The organism is Nocardia tengchongensis (genome assembly GCF_054781395.1).
In genome coordinates, this window is record NZ_BAAGUM010000006.1 from 1,161,841 (window position 1) to 1,175,726 (window position 13,886).

Annotated in this window: 11 protein-coding genes; 3 read left to right on the top strand and 8 right to left on the bottom strand. The window is 68.7% G+C overall.

From position 1 onward, the window contains the following. Positions 1-138 precede the first annotated feature (138 nt). Positions 139-597 carry a hypothetical protein gene (locus ACYVKL_RS16520; RefSeq protein WP_379164242.1) on the top strand — a complete coding sequence of 153 codons (459 nt, stop codon included), beginning with the start codon at positions 139-141 and terminating at the stop codon, positions 595-597. An 81-nt stretch (positions 598-678) separates the two neighbouring features. Here ACYVKL_RS16520 and purH read toward each other — a convergent pair whose 3' ends face one another. The 6 genes from purH to sucC all read right to left on the bottom strand — a co-directional run bounded on the left by purH (position 679) and on the right by sucC (position 8,078). After that, a complete protein-coding gene (purH, locus tag ACYVKL_RS16525) occupies positions 679-2,253 on the bottom strand; it encodes a bifunctional phosphoribosylaminoimidazolecarboxamide formyltransferase/IMP cyclohydrolase (RefSeq protein ID WP_213559328.1) in 1,575 nt (524 codons plus the stop codon). Continuing rightward, positions 2,250-2,885, bottom strand: coding sequence for a phosphoribosylglycinamide formyltransferase (purN, locus tag ACYVKL_RS16530; protein WP_213559327.1), 636 nt, complete (start codon positions 2,883-2,885; stop codon positions 2,250-2,252). The genes purH and purN overlap by 4 nt, the downstream gene beginning before the upstream one ends. 102 nt (positions 2,886-2,987) lie before the next feature. Then, positions 2,988-4,556, bottom strand: a complete 1,569-nt coding sequence (locus ACYVKL_RS16535; RefSeq protein WP_379164246.1) for a cell division protein PerM — start codon at positions 4,554-4,556, stop codon at positions 2,988-2,990. A 120-nt stretch (positions 4,557-4,676) separates the two neighbouring features. After that, positions 4,677-5,672, bottom strand: a complete 996-nt coding sequence (locus tag ACYVKL_RS16540; protein WP_379164249.1) for a DUF5336 domain-containing protein — start codon at positions 5,670-5,672, stop codon at positions 4,677-4,679. Between the two features lie 310 nt (positions 5,673-5,982). Further along, positions 5,983-6,897 (bottom strand): succinate--CoA ligase subunit alpha, encoded by a 915-nt coding sequence (sucD, locus tag ACYVKL_RS16545; RefSeq protein ID WP_379164252.1) that lies wholly within the window; start codon positions 6,895-6,897, stop codon positions 5,983-5,985. Between the two features lie 14 nt (positions 6,898-6,911). After that, on the bottom strand, positions 6,912-8,078 hold the full coding sequence (gene sucC, locus ACYVKL_RS16550) for an ADP-forming succinate--CoA ligase subunit beta (protein ID WP_379164255.1): 1,167 nt from the start codon (positions 8,076-8,078) through the stop codon (positions 6,912-6,914). Positions 8,079-8,906: 828 nt separating this feature from the next. Here sucC and ACYVKL_RS16555 point away from each other — a divergent pair. Continuing rightward, positions 8,907-9,869 carry a M23 family metallopeptidase gene (locus ACYVKL_RS16555; protein ID WP_379165757.1) on the top strand — a complete coding sequence of 321 codons (963 nt, stop codon included), beginning with the start codon at positions 8,907-8,909 and terminating at the stop codon, positions 9,867-9,869. An 82-nt stretch (positions 9,870-9,951) separates the two neighbouring features. On the opposite strand, the gene pgi is transcribed toward ACYVKL_RS16555, so the two are convergent. Next, positions 9,952-11,592 carry a glucose-6-phosphate isomerase gene (gene pgi, locus ACYVKL_RS16560; protein ID WP_379164258.1) on the bottom strand — a complete coding sequence of 547 codons (1,641 nt, stop codon included), beginning with the start codon at positions 11,590-11,592 and terminating at the stop codon, positions 9,952-9,954. A 109-nt stretch (positions 11,593-11,701) separates the two neighbouring features. On the opposite strand from pgi, the gene ACYVKL_RS16565 reads away from it, so the two are divergent. Next, positions 11,702-13,153 (top strand): NAD-dependent succinate-semialdehyde dehydrogenase, encoded by a 1,452-nt coding sequence (locus ACYVKL_RS16565; protein ID WP_379164261.1) that lies wholly within the window; start codon positions 11,702-11,704, stop codon positions 13,151-13,153. A gap of 155 nt (positions 13,154-13,308) precedes the next feature. On the opposite strand, the gene ACYVKL_RS16570 is transcribed toward ACYVKL_RS16565, so the two are convergent. Beyond that, a complete protein-coding gene (locus tag ACYVKL_RS16570) occupies positions 13,309-13,614 on the bottom strand; it encodes a chorismate mutase (protein WP_213559321.1) in 306 nt (101 codons plus the stop codon). Between the last annotated feature and the right edge of the window lie 272 nt (positions 13,615-13,886).

Genomic DNA, 13,886 nt, shown 5'->3' on the forward strand with positions numbered 1-13,886 from the left:
CCGAGTCCGCCCCCGTCACCGCATCGTTACGCGCCGGTTCTGCGAAGATTTCGGCGTGTCTTCGCCAGAAATTCGCCAGCGGGACGTAACCGGCGCTCCGAACCGGAGGCCCGAGCGCGGGACATTAGGGTGTCAGCCATGTACGGGACACGGGGACGCCGCCTGATCGCTGCCGCCGCAGCCACGCTGATCGGGCTCACCATCACCGCCTGCGGGAACTCCGACAACGGCGGCGGATCGACGACCAGCACCGGCGCGACCAGCACCACCGCCACACCCACCGAAGCTCGAGACGGACAAACGGGACGGGCTTTCACCGCCGACCCGAGCATCGTCAGCCCGCACGGCATTCCGTTCGACAGCTGGACCCGCATCGCCCCCGACAAGATCGCCGTCAACTTCCAGACCGGCTCCCCCGAATGCTACGGCGTGGACGCGAGCGTCACCGAGACCTCGACCACCGTCACCGTCGACCTGAAATCGGGCACCAGACCCGACGCGGTGGGCAAGATGTGCACCATGATCGCTGTCTTCGGCAACCTCGAGATACCGCTGAAAGCCCCACTCGGTGACCGGAAAGTATTGAGCGCCAACTGATCCCGAATACGCGACAGGGCCCGGACCGCGATGCGATCCGGGCCCTGTCCCGATTACGTGATACCGCTACCGCGGCGCCGCTCAGTGCGCGAAGTGCCGAGACCCGGTGAGGTACAAGGTGACTCCAGCCTCACGGCACAGCTCGATGGTGTCCTTGTCGCGGATCGAACCACCCGGGTGCACGATGGCGCGCACGCCCGCGGCGACCAGGATCTGCGGCCCGTCCGAGAACGGGAAGAACGCGTCGGACGCGGCCACCGCGCCCTTGGCGCGCTCACCGGCCCGCTCCACCGCCAGCTTGCAGGAATCGACCCGGTTCACCTGGCCCATACCGACACCCACGGCCGCACCCTCGTCGGCCAGCAGGATCGCGTTGGACTTCACGGCACGGCAAGCACGCCAAGCGAATTCGAGATCACGCAGGGTGGCCTCGTCGGCAGCCTCACCGGCGGCCAGGGTCCAGTTCGCCGCGCTGTCGCCCTCGGCGTCGAGGATGTCGCGGTCCTGCAGCAGCACGCCGCCGCTGACCGGACGCAGCTCCGCGCCCTTGCGCTGGGCCGGCTCGGCCACCAGTACACGCACGTTCTTCTTGCGCGCCAGCACCTCGACCGCGCCGTCGGCGTAGGACGGGGCCACGATGACCTCGGTGAAGATCTCGGCGACCTGCTCGGCCATCTCGACCGAGACCTCACGGTTGGCCGCGATCACGCCGCCGTACGCGGAGACCGGGTCGGTGGCGTGCGCCTTGCGGTGCGCCTCGGCGATATCCGCGCCCACCGCGATGCCGCACGGGTTGGCGTGCTTGATGACCGCCACGGCCGGGGCGTCGAAGTCGTAGGCGGCGCGCCAGGCGGCGTCGGCGTCGGTGTAGTTGTTGTACGACATCTCCTTGCCGTGCAACTGCTTCGCCTGCGCCAGCCCCTGCGGGCCACCCTGGTTGGTGTACAGCGCCGCGGCCTGATGCGGGTTCTCGCCGTAACGCAGCACGTCCTCGCGCTGCCAGGTGCCGCCGATCCACTCCGGGAACTGCTGCGCGGCATCGGATTCCGGCGCCACAGCCGGGACCGCGACACTGGTCATCCAGCTCGCGACGGCCACATCGTAGGTGGCGGTGTGCTGGAAAGCCTTGGCGGCCAGGGCGGTCCGCTCGGCGAGGGTGAAACCACCCTGCTGCACGGCGGCGATCGCCTCGGCGTAGTCACCGGTGTTGACGACCACGGCCACCGAGGGGTGGTTCTTGGCGGCGGCGCGCACCATGGACGGGCCGCCGATGTCGATCTGCTCGACGCACTCGTCGACGCTCGCGCCCGACGCCACGGTCTGGGTGAACGGGTACAGGTTCACCACGACGAGCTGGAAGGCCTCGACACCCAGCTCGACGAGCTGGTCGACGTGCTCTTCCTTGCGGGTGTCGGCCAGGATGCCGGCGTGCACGCGCGGGTGCAGCGTCTTGACCCGGCCGTCCAGGGTCTCCGGGAAACCGGTCAGGTCTTCGACTTTGGTGACCGGGATGCCGGCGTCGGCGATCTTGCCGGCGGTCGAGCCGGTCGACACCAGCTCCACACCGGCCTGGTGCAGACCGGTAGCCAGTTCGATCAGACCGGTCTTGTCGTAGACGCTTACGAGGGCCCGCTTGATCGGCTTGCGTTCACTCACCGGAGAACTCGCTCATCTGGGATAACTGCCTTTCGTCCATCGGAGACAATGCCTCGGGTAGCGACAGCGGCGACGGTCTCCGCCAGCAGCCGGCGCTCCACGACCTTGATGCGCTCGTGCAGGGTCGCCTCGTCGTCATCGGGCAGCACGGTGACCGCCTCCTGCGCCAGGATCGGCCCGGTATCGATGCCCGAATCGACCAGGTGCACGGTCGAACCGGTCACCCGCACGCCGTACGCGAGCGCGTCCCGCACCCCGTGCGCCCCCGGGAACGCGGGCAGCAACGCGGGATGGGTGTTGATGATGCGACCGCCGAAACGGTCCATGAACGCGGGACCCAGAATCTTCATGAAACCCGCCGACACCACCAGATCGGGTTCGAAAGCGGCCACGATCTCGGTCAACGCCAGATCCCACTCGGCGCGATCGGCGAACTCACCCAGCGCGACCTTGAACGACGACACGTCGAAGGCCTCGGCATGCTCGGTGGCGGCGCAATCGCGATCCACCCCGACGGCGACCACCTGCGCCGGATAACCCGGCTGCCGGGTCGCTTCCAGCAGAGAACGCAGCAGAGACCCGGTGCCGGAGGCGAGCACCACGACGGACGCGGGTGCGGTCGGCGGCAACATCGGGGCGGGCGTGGACGTCAGCGCACTACTCCCTGTCGATCGGAGCGGGAAGGGGACAGCGGGAAACTATCCGCCGCCAACAGCCTAACGACCGTGCCCCCGCTACTTGTCCGGCAGGTCTCCCTCTACCACTTCGGCGTCGACGATGTCGGGGTTGTCGACGGATTTCACACCGGCCACGGGCTCGTCGCCGTCCTGGTCGTCGACCAGTTCCGCTACCAAGGCGCCGTCGAGGTCCTCGTCGTCGTACCAGCCGCTCTCGGCGTGCGGCTCGTCCTCGGCGGGGTCCTCGTCGTCGAGTTCGTCGTCGTGGTCGTCGTACTCGTCGTCGTAGTCATCGTCGTCGTACTCGTCGTCCGCGTAGTCGTAGCCGTCGTCCGGGTAGTCCTCGTACTCGTACTCGTCGTCCTCGTAGTCGTCGTAGGCGACGGCGGGCACCGCGGCCGGGCCGCCGAACCGGCGGGCGCCCAGCATGCCGACATAGCCGGCGACCGCGAGCCAGACGAACACCAGCGCCGCGCCCAGCACGGTCGGCGCGATCCGGCCGAAGGTGCCGAGCTCGCCCCCGGCGACAGCGCCGAGCAGCGCCATCGCGACGGCCGCGACACCGGCGGCGGTCAGCGTCGCCCAGGGCGCGGCAGCCCGATCATGGGAGGAGCGGCCGCATTCCAGGCCCGACAGCACCCCGATCGCGGCGGGCACCAGCAGCAGCGCCAGCCACCACAACGCCACCGGGCCCGCGGGCACCGCGGCCGCCACCGGCACCGCGGGCACCGGCGCGCCCTCGATCCCGAACAGGCTCAACGAGCCCGGGCCGATCTCGACCTGGCCGCCCACCAGCACGCTCACCCCGTCGACCACGACATTCGGCAGGTAGGCCAGCGACAGCAGACTCAAACCCAATGCGCCGGAGATGCTTCCGGCGGCCGCGTGATAGGTGTCGCCGATCCGGGACCAGTGCAGCAGGAACGACACCACCGCCACCAGGGCCGAGGCCGCCAGCAGCCGGCCCACCGCCCGCGCACCGGCCCGGGCCCCGGGAACCACCCAGTCCGGCAGCGGAATCGGCAGCAGGTCGGCGAACTCGCGCCAACGCCGCGACCCGATGCCCGCCACCGCCGCCAGCAGATTCAGCCAGGCCACCCAGGCGAACGCGGCGAGCGTGTCCGGCGGCTGCAGCGGCACCAGGGCCGCCGCGTCCTCGGCCACGGCCAGGCAGACCGCGGTGATCAGCAGCGGGCCGCCCACGGCGGCGCCGACCACCCAGCCCAGATCGTTGATCTCGCAGTCGGAGTCGGCGGCCTGCGCGCTGTCGCGGGCCACCAGCCACAGCATCAGCAGGGTCGGCAGCAGCGGCCACAGCCCGATCCCGGTCTTGCCGATCACCAGCGGAACCTGATGCACCGCAAGCCAGCTCGCCGCGATCGCACCGGACGACCCGCCCGTGCCGCCGCCCGCCGCGAACAGGGTGGCGTACACCAGGATGAAGATGATCAGCAGCGTGATGGCCGACGCCCGGGCCGCGACCAGCATCAGGACCCGTGCGAATTCCGGCGTCAGCGAGCCGAATCCACCGCCGCCGCCCCCGCCCCGCTGCCGCGGCGGCGACCGTCGCGGCGCCCGCAGATCGGGGTCGCTCAGGCGAGCCAGGGCAGTTCTCGGGGCACTCATGGACAACCAGCGTGGCAGCATCTCGGAAACCGTAGGGTCAGGCGCGCCGGGCGGCCGGCGCGCGAGCAAAGAGAACGGCCCCCGGTCAGATACCGGAGGCCGCCCTGTGACGCGAAAGGACTACTTGTCGTCCTGGCCCGGACGGAAGGCGCGGGTGGCGTCCGCCGCCGGATCCGCCGCCTGCTCACCGCCGAACGGCTGCGCCGGACGCTGCGCCTGACCACCGAAATGCTGGGTGGCGTCGGCACTGCCGGCCGGCTGCTGCGGAGCGCCGTACGGCGACTGCTGACCGAAACCCGGCTGCTGCGGCTGCTGACCGTAGGACGGCTGCTGCTGACCGTAGGTCGGCTGCGAACCGGTGCCGTACCCCGCGGGCTGCTGACCGTACCCGGCCGGCTGACCGTAGGACGGCTGCTGACCGTAGGACGGCTGCGCGGGCTGCGGCGCGCTCGGCTGACCGAACGACTGCGGCGGCTGCTGACCGTAACCGCCCTGCTGACCGAACGACTGCTGCTGGTACTGCCCGCCGGTCGTGCTGAACGGCTGCTGACCGTAACCGCCCTGCGGCGCGGCCGGTTTCGGCTCCGGCGCCTTCACGATGCCGGCCTCGAACAGCAGCGCCAGCACGGCCACCACGGCCTGCACGAACGACAGGAACAGGATCACCCAGCCGCCCCACTTCAGCGTCATGCTGTCGCCGAGGTTGAACGAGCCGAACAGGATGCCCAGGAACGCGCCGAGCGAAGCCGCCGCCACCAGACCGGTATTGCCACTCTGCTTGGGCAGCAGGGATAGACCCGCCACCAGGCCCGCGATCAGCAGGATGGTCACCAGCGCCGCGGAACCCGCGCTCTCGAACAGGCTGAAGGTGGCGTCACCGCCGACCCGGGTGTTGCCGATCTCGACGGCCTTGGTGCCGACATAGGGCGCGAAGCCCAGCAGGAAGTTGATGACGCCGAGCGCCGCGACGCCCACGGTGAGGAAGAAAGGCAGTCCCTTGCCCGCGATGGGCGAGGTCCCCGAACCGGCTGCGGGAGCGCCCGCGCCGAATCCGGATCCGGAGGAAGGCGTCGGCTGGGGCGCGTTGTATCCCGAGCCCCCGGTCGGGTAAGCCATGTCGTCGTCTCCTATCGAGTCGTTCACGAACCTCCACCGACGCTACTGCACCGCACGGCCGGTGGCAGCATCTACCACCACCCGTGCCCTTACCGCAATAGCTGAATCGGCGCAGGACCCGGCCGCTTTACCCGCCGCCCCGGCCCGCAAACACCCGCCGCACGACTGATTGCTCACATTCCTGTGAATCACGAAGGCCGCCTGTCGAATTCGACAGGCGGCCTTCGTTGTCAGCCATTCGGGCGGGCAGCACCCGCCCGAAATCCTTGCCCTGTGCCCCGCTGTCGTCAGACAGCGGGGCACGAGAACATCAGGCGCTGATGGAAGCCTTCTCCAGGATCTCGCGCGCCAGGGCGGCGGTCTCGGACGGGGTCTTGCCGACCTTCACGCCCGCGGCCTCGAGGGCCTCCTTCTTGCCCTGGGCGGTGCCCGCACCGTCGGAGACGATGGCGCCGGCGTGGCCCATGGTCTTGCCCTCCGGCGCGGTGAAGCCCGCGACGTAGCCGACGACCGGCTTGGTGACGTTGGCCTGGATGTAGGCCGCCGCGCGCTCCTCGGCGTCGCCGCCGATCTCGCCGATCATGACGATGAGCTTGGTCTCGGGGTCCTTCTCGAACGCCTCGATGGCGTCGATGTGGGTGGTGCCGATGACCGGGTCACCGCCGATGCCGATGGCGGTGGAGAAACCGAAGTCCCGCAGCTCGAACATCATCTGGTAGGTCAGGGTGCCCGACTTGGAGACCAGGCCGATCGGACCCTTGCCCGAGATGGTGGCCGGGGTGATGCCGACCAGCGACTCACCCGGGGTGATGATGCCGGGGCAGTTCGGGCCGATGATGCGGGTCTTCTGACCCTTCTCCACGTTGTAGGCCCACGCGTAGGCGGAGTCCTGCACCGGGATGCCCTCGGTGATGACCACGAGCAGCGGGATCTCCGCGTCGATGGCCTCGATGATGGCGTCCTTCGAGAAGGCCGGCGGCACGAAGGCGATCGAGGTGTCGGCCCCGGTCTTCTCCATGGCCTCGGCGACGGTCGCGAAGACCGGCAGCTCGATGTCGTTGCCGTCCTTGTCGACGTGCTTGACGGTGGTGCCGGCCTTGCGGGCGTTCACGCCGCCGACGACCTGGGTGCCCGCCTTCAGCATCAGCGCGGTGTGCTTGGTGCCCTCGCCGCCGGTGATGCCCTGGACGATGACCTTGTTGTCCTTGTTCAGGAAGATAGACATTTTGGTTCGAGTCCTTACTTGGCCGCAGCCAGCTCGGCGGCCTTGTCGGCGCCTTCGTCCATGGTCTGAGCGAGGGTCACCAGCGGGTGGTTGAAGTCGGCGAGGATCTTGCGGCCCTCTTCGACCTTGTTGCCGTCCAGACGGACGACCAGCGGCTTGTTGGCCTCGGCGCCCAGGGTGTTGAGCGCGCCGACGATGCCGTTCGCGACCGCGTCACACGCGGTGATACCACCGAAGACGTTCACGAACACGGACTTGACCTGCGCGTCGTTCAGGATGACGTCGAGACCGGCGGCCATGACGGCAGCCGAGGCGCCGCCACCGATGTCGAGGAAGTTGGCGGGCTTCACGCCACCGTGGTTCTCGCCGGCGTAGGCGACGACGTCGAGGGTCGACATGACCAGACCCGCGCCGTTGCCGATGATGCCGACCTCACCGTCGAGCTTGACGTAGTTGAGGTCGTTCTCCTTGGCCTTGAGCTCGAGCGGGTCGGTGGCGTCGATGTCCGCGAACTCGGCGTGGTCGGGGTGGCGGAACTCGGCGTTCTCGTCCAGGGTGACCTTGCCGTCGAGGGCCAGGATCTCGTTGTCGGGGGTGCGAACCAGCGGGTTCACCTCGACCAGGGTCGCGTCTTCCTTGATGAAGACCTCCCACAGCGCCTGAATGGTCACCGCGGCCGCGTCCAGGATGTCGGCGGGCAGGTGGCCCTGCTCGGCGATGGAACGGGCGAACGCCAGGTCGACACCCTTGACGGCGTCGACGGCGACCTTGGCCAGACGGTCCGGCTTGGTGGCAGCCACTTCCTCGATCTCCATGCCGCCCTCGACCGAGCACATGGCCAGGTAGGTGCGGTTGGAACGGTCGAGCAGGAAGGAGATGTAGTACTCCGAGGCGATGTCCTTGGCCTCGGCAACCAGGATCTTCTTGGTGACGTGGCCCTTGATGTCCAGGCCCAGGATGTTGTTGGCGTGGGTGAAGGCGTCATCCGGGGTCGCGGCGTACTTCACGCCACCGGCCTTGCCGCGGCCACCGACTTTGACCTGCGACTTGATCATCACCGGCTTGCCGAGTTCGGTCGCGATCGCACGCGCGTCCTCGGCGGAGTCCGTGACGCGGCCCTCCGACGAAGGCACTCCGTGCTTCACGAAGAGTTCCTTCGCCTGATATTCGAAGAGATCCATGTACTCACCGTCTCGTCTGCGTTGTTGTGACAACGTCTTGGTTGGCGGCCCGTCGTCGACCCCTCGGCGACTGTTTGCAGGTCGCGCGGGAGGGTCAGCGGGGTCGGCTCGGACTCTAATCAGTCACACGGAGCGAAAATCAGCCGCATACAGCCTAAGTGGCGCAGGTCACGGTACTGTCTCCGCGCCCCTAAAACCCCTCGTCAATGCTACTGGCGGGTAGCTTGTTGGCCCGGCGCCAGGTGGGGCCAGCGAATCCCGGAGAGTGACACTGGCTACTACGCAGCGTCGTCGACAAACCTCACTCGGTTACCCGGAGCACAGTGAGCGCATTCCGGCGTCACACGTGATCAATGTCACAGCAGTGTGTCGAACGGGGTCCATCGCTTGCTGAGCCGCAATCGTTTCGTTACCGTCGTTGCGTTCGATGTCACAACCCGGTCACGGACAGGAGGACGGCAGGCTTTGAGCGACGGCTCGTTCCCTTCGCAGCACCGGCCCCGCCGCGGCCATCGCTATCGCGAGGACGCGGATAACCCCGGCGGCGCAACGACATTCGATTCCCCGAACACCACCGGCACGGTCGCCCACGGCGACTGGGACGCCACCCAGGCGTGGAACGGCGGCTCCCGCTGGGAGCAGCCCGCCCAGCAGTGGGAGCAGCAGACCCAGTGGGATCCGCAGGCACAGTGGCAGTCCGACGCCGACTGGAACGGCGCCCAGCAGTGGGGTGAACCCCAGCAGCAGTGGGGCGAGTCCCCGCAGTGGCAGGCCGAACCGGCCGAGTGGCAGCCCGAGCCGAACTGGGACTACAACGCCCAGACCACGGTGAACGGCTGGGCCGCACCGAATCCGAGCGATTGGGCCGCGCAGTCGCGGACCAACTGGGATGCGAGCGCGGACCCGACCCCCTCCGACGAATACCGACCGGTCTACACCTTCAAGACCGCGTCCGGCGAGAAGCTCCAGTTCTCCGGTGACGGCGCCCGTGTCGATCACGGTGCGCTCGACGACTATTCGGACGACGAGCCGCGCCCCACCCGCTCCGGCGGCAAGCGCCGCGCCGGCGGCTCGCACCGCCTACCCGCCCCGCCCTCCGCGCTCAAAGGCCGTGCGGCCGTGGTCGCGGTCGCGGCCGGTGCGGTCGTGGCGGCCGGACAGGCCACCGTCGAAGCCGCGAGCCACGACACCAGCAATGTCGACTACCAGGCCGCCAACCAGGTCAAGGAAGTCGCGGCCACCTCGGTGGTCGGCGACGGCGCGCCCGGCGCCCCGCAGGTCCTGAACCCGAACGCACCGGCGAACCTGGATCAGTTCAACGACATTCTGGCCAAGGGCAAGCAGTTCGCCGCCGACATGGCCAACCAGGAGGCGTCGAAGTACCGGCCGCTGTGGACCAAGTTCACCGCCGCGGGCACCTTCACCTCCGGCTTCGGCATCCGCTGGGGCGTCGCGCATCAGGGTGTCGACATCGCCGCCCCGATCGGCACCCCGATCTACGCGGTCGCCGACGGCACCGTGCTCGAGGCCGGTCCCGCTTCGGGTTTCGGTATGTGGGTCCGCCTGCTGCACGACGACGGCACGGTCACCATCTACGGCCACATCGACACCGCGACGGTCTCCCAGGGCCAGCGCGTGATGGCCGGCGATCAGATCGCCACGGTCGGCAATCGCGGCTTCTCCACCGGCCCGCACTGCCACTTCGAGGTCTGGCTGAACGGCGTCGACAAGATCGACCCGCTGCCCTGGCTCGCCTCCCGCGGCATCTCCCTGGGCCCTGAGAGGGACTGACACCCCCGAATACAGCGAAAGGCGCGTTCCCCTCTCGGGACGCGCCTTTCTCGTTCTGGCGGGCCGATGCGGGCCCGTTGCGTCACCGGCGGTTCGTGCGGTACCAGCGGATCAGCGCGTCGGTCGAGGAGTCCGCTTGTGGGGCGGGCGCTTCCGCGGCGGTGAGCAGCGGGGCCAGCTCCAGCGCCTGCTGCTTGCCCAACTCGACGCCCCATTGGTCGAAGCTGTCGATGCCCCAGATCGCGCCCTCGGTGAAGACCTGGTGTTCGTAGAGGGCGATCAGCTGGCCGAGCACCGACGGGGTGAGCTGGGGCGCGAGGATGGCCGTGGAGGGGCGGTTGCCGGGCATCACCTTGTGCGGCACCAGGTTCGGGGCGGTGCCCTCGGCGGCGATCTCCTCGGCGGTCTTGCCGAAGGCCAGCACCTTGGTCTGGGCGAACAGGTTGCTCATCAGGATGTCGTGCATGCTGCCGGTGCCGTCCATGGTGGGCAGATCGTCGGTGGGACGGGCGAATCCGATGAAGTCGGCGGGCACCAGCCGGGTGCCCTGGTGCAGCAGCTGGTAGAAGGCGTGCTGGCCGTTGGTGCCGGGCTCGCCCCAGAAGATCTCACCGGTGGAGGTGGTGACCGGGGTGCCGTCGGCGCGTACGGATTTGCCGTTGGACTCCATGGTCAGCTGCTGCAGGTAGGCCGGGAAGCGGGCCAGGTCGTTGGCGTAGGGCAGCACGGCGCGGGACTGCGCGCCGAAGAAGTTCGAGTACCAGACGCCGAGCAGGCCGAGCAGGGCCGGCGCGTTCTCGGCGAGCGGCGCCTGCCTGAAATGCTCGTCCACCGTGTGCATTCCGGCCAGGAACTCCGCGAACCGTTCCTTGCCGATGACGGCCATGACCGAGAGTCCGATGGCCGAGTCCACCGAGTAGCGGCCGCCGACCCAGTCCCAGAAGCCGAACATGTGGGCGGTGTCGATGCCGAACTCGGACACCCGCTGCGCGTGCGTGGACACCGCGACGAAGTGCTTGGCGACCGCGGCCTCGCCGAGCGCGGCCACCAGCCAGCGGCGGGCCGCGGTGGCGTTGGTGAGCGTCTCCAGGGTGGAGAAGGTCTTGGAGGCGACGATGAACAGCGTCGTGGCCGGGTCGAGGCCGTCGAGCTTCGAAACCAGGTCCGCCGGATCGACATTGGAGACGAAGCGGGCGGCGATGCCGGCGTCGGCGTAGTGCCGCAGCGCCAGGTACACCATGGCCGGGCCGAGGTCGGAGCCGCCGATGCCGATGTTCACCACGGTGGTGATGCGTTCGCCGGTCGCGCCGCGCCACTGCCCGGAGCGCACGTCGTCGGTGAACGCGCCCATCCGCTCGAGCACGTCCTGCACCTCGGGGACGACGTCCTCGCCGTCCATGTCGATGTGCCCGCCGGCGGGTACCCGCAGCGCCACGTGCCCGACCGCGCGGTCCTCGGAGGTGTTGATCCGGTCGCCCGCGAACATGGCGTCGCGGCGCCGCTCCACCCCGGCCGTCTCCGCCAATTCGACCAGCAGATCCAGGGTTTCGCGGGTCACCCGGTGTTTGGAGTAGTCGATATGCAGGTCACCGACCCGCACGATCAGCTCCCGGCCGCGCTCGGGATCCTCGGCGAAGAACTCGCGCAGGTGCCGCGACGCCAGAGAGGAGTGGTGATCGTGCAGTTTCCGCCAGACCGCCGACGCGGTGATGTCGCTGCTCACTCCCGGGAGGTTACAACGTCCACATTGCGACTCGCAGGTAACAGCGGCTAATCCCGGGGGTTCGCGCAGCGCGGAGTGAAATTCGAACGCGAGGCATAGGCTGGCGGACATGGTGTCTGAGACTGAGCTCCTGTCGTCCATTCCCACACAGCTCTGGATCGGCGGGCCGGTGAACGCCACCGGCGGCGCGACGTTCCCGGTCCACAATCCGGCGACCGGCGAGGTCATCGCCCAGGTCGCCGACGCGACCCCCGAGGACGCCATGCGCGCCCTCGACGCGGCCGCGGCCGTGCAGGCCGAGTGGGCCGCGACCCCGGCCCGGCAGCGTGGCGAGATCCTGCGCGCGGTCTTCGAGGCGATCACCTCGCGGGCCGAGGAATTCGCGCTGTTGATGACCCTGGAAATGGGTAAAGCCCTGCCGGAGAGCCGCAATGAGGTGCGCTACGGCGCGGAGTTCTTCCGCTGGTTCTCGGAGGAGGCGGTGCGGGTGCACGGCCGCTACCAGCCCGCCCCGGGCGGGGTCGGGCGAATCCTGGTGCACAAGCAGCCGGTCGGGCCGTGCCTGGCCATCACGCCGTGGAACTTCCCGCTGGCCATGGGAACTCGCAAGATCGGCCCGGCGCTGGCGGCCGGGTGCACGATGATCGTGAAGCCCGCGGGCGAGACCCCGCTGACCATGCTGCTGCTGGCTCAGCTGTGCAGTGCGGCCGGGCTGCCCGACGGCGTGCTGTCGGTGATCACCACCTCGCGTTCGAGCGCGGTCACCGCGCCGCTGTTGAACGATCCGCGACTGCGCAAGCTGACCTTCACCGGGTCCACCCCGGTCGGCAAGAAGCTGGTCGAGCAGTCCGCGCACGGTCTGCTGCGCACCTCGATGGAGTTGGGCGGCAACGCGCCCTTCGTGGTCTTCGACGACGCCGATCTGGATGCCGCCGTGCAGGGCGCGGTGCTGGCGAAGCTGCGCAACGGCGGGGAGGCGTGCACCGCAGCCAACCGCTTCCACGTCCAGAATTCGGTTCGCCAGGAATTCACCGACAAGCTGGTGGCGGCCATGGCCGAGTACCGGCTGGGCAATGGCGTGGACCCGGATACCACGCTGGGCCCGCTGATCAACGAGAACCAGCTCGACACCGTGAGCGATCTGGTGGACGACGCGGTGGCGGCGGGCGCGCAGGTGAAGCTGGGCGGCAAGGCGCCGGGCGGCGCGGGCTGGTTCTATCCGGCCACCGTGCTCACCGATGTCCCGGCGCACGCTCGGATCCTGCGTGAGGAGGTGTTCGGACCGGTCGCCCCGATCGTCGGTTTCGATACCGAGGCCGAGGGCCTGGCCGCCGCCAACAACACCGAATTCGGCCTGGTCGCATACGTTTACACGCGGAGTCTGGACCGGGCGTTGCGGGTCGCCGAGGGTTTGGAGACCGGCATGGTCGGCGTGAATCGCGGTGTCATCTCCGACCCGGCCGCGCCCTTCGGCGGCGTGAAGGAATCCGGTTTCGGCCGGGAGGGCGGCTACGAGGGCATCGAGGAGTACCTCGACACGAAGTACATCGCCCTGCCCTAGGAATGAAAGAACCGCCCCGGGGTCGAAACACCCGGGGCGGCCTGGGGCTGCTGCATCCGTGGCTCCGCATGCAGCGTGGCTCGGTGTGGTGGCCGCGCGGAACGGCACCGCTCGTTGTATCGGATCGAGCGGTGCTCGTCGTTAACAGGGAAGTGTCAGTGGCCCAGCCGGCCGCGGCCCAGGCGCAGCAGGAGCATGGCGAGGGTGTGGCCTTCCTGGCCGAGCTCGCTGAAACGTTCGAGTACCTTCATCTCGCGGGAGTGGACGAGCTTGGGCCCGCCGTTCGCCATTCGGGTCCGTCCGATGATGCGCGAGACCTCGGTGCGGCGCTTGATGGCGGCGAGGATCTCGGCGTCCAGCTTGTCGATTTCCAAACGCAGCTTGTCGATCTCTGCCTCGGTGGGCAGGGCGGAGTCCGAGCCAGTGGCAGACTCGGAATGTCCCGTCGTCGAGATGCTCATACTTTCAACTCCTCGTGGTCCAGAACGTCGATCGGTGGGTGGACCCATCCTGTTACCGATCGGTTCTTCACCAAGAATCAGACCTGTCGGCCATACATTGTCCCCCCTGGCAAGAATTGGTCTCCCCGGGATGGGGGTCAGGTGCGGTGCGTGTCGGTGCTCAAGTGCAATGCGTCACCTTCGACCCGGTCATGGGACGAGTCTGCCACGGCGAGGTACCTGAGCAAAACGGGTACATTTATGAATCTCCTGAGTTTCCTTCTGTCACTCGG

What these genes read in the sequence shown, in the direction of transcription:
- purN (WP_213559327.1), bottom strand. Translation starts at nt 2,885, where the DNA reads ATGTTGCCGCCGACCGCACCCGCGTCCGTCGTGGTGCTCGCCTCCGGC.
- ACYVKL_RS16535 (WP_379164246.1), bottom strand. Translation starts at nt 4,556, where the DNA reads ATGAGTGCCCCGAGAACTGCCCTGGCTCGCCTGAGCGACCCCGATCTG.
- sucC (WP_379164255.1), bottom strand. Translation starts at nt 8,078, where the DNA reads ATGGATCTCTTCGAATATCAGGCGAAGGAACTCTTCGTGAAGCACGGA.
- ACYVKL_RS16570 (WP_213559321.1), bottom strand. Translation starts at nt 13,614, where the DNA reads ATGAGCATCTCGACGACGGGACATTCCGAGTCTGCCACTGGCTCGGAC.
- ACYVKL_RS16540 (WP_379164249.1), bottom strand. Translation starts at nt 5,672, where the DNA reads ATGGCTTACCCGACCGGGGGCTCGGGATACAACGCGCCCCAGCCGACG.
- sucD (WP_379164252.1), bottom strand. Translation starts at nt 6,897, where the DNA reads ATGTCTATCTTCCTGAACAAGGACAACAAGGTCATCGTCCAGGGCATC.
- ACYVKL_RS16520 (WP_379164242.1), top strand. Translation starts at nt 139, where the DNA reads ATGTACGGGACACGGGGACGCCGCCTGATCGCTGCCGCCGCAGCCACG.
- ACYVKL_RS16565 (WP_379164261.1), top strand. Translation starts at nt 11,702, where the DNA reads ATGGTGTCTGAGACTGAGCTCCTGTCGTCCATTCCCACACAGCTCTGG.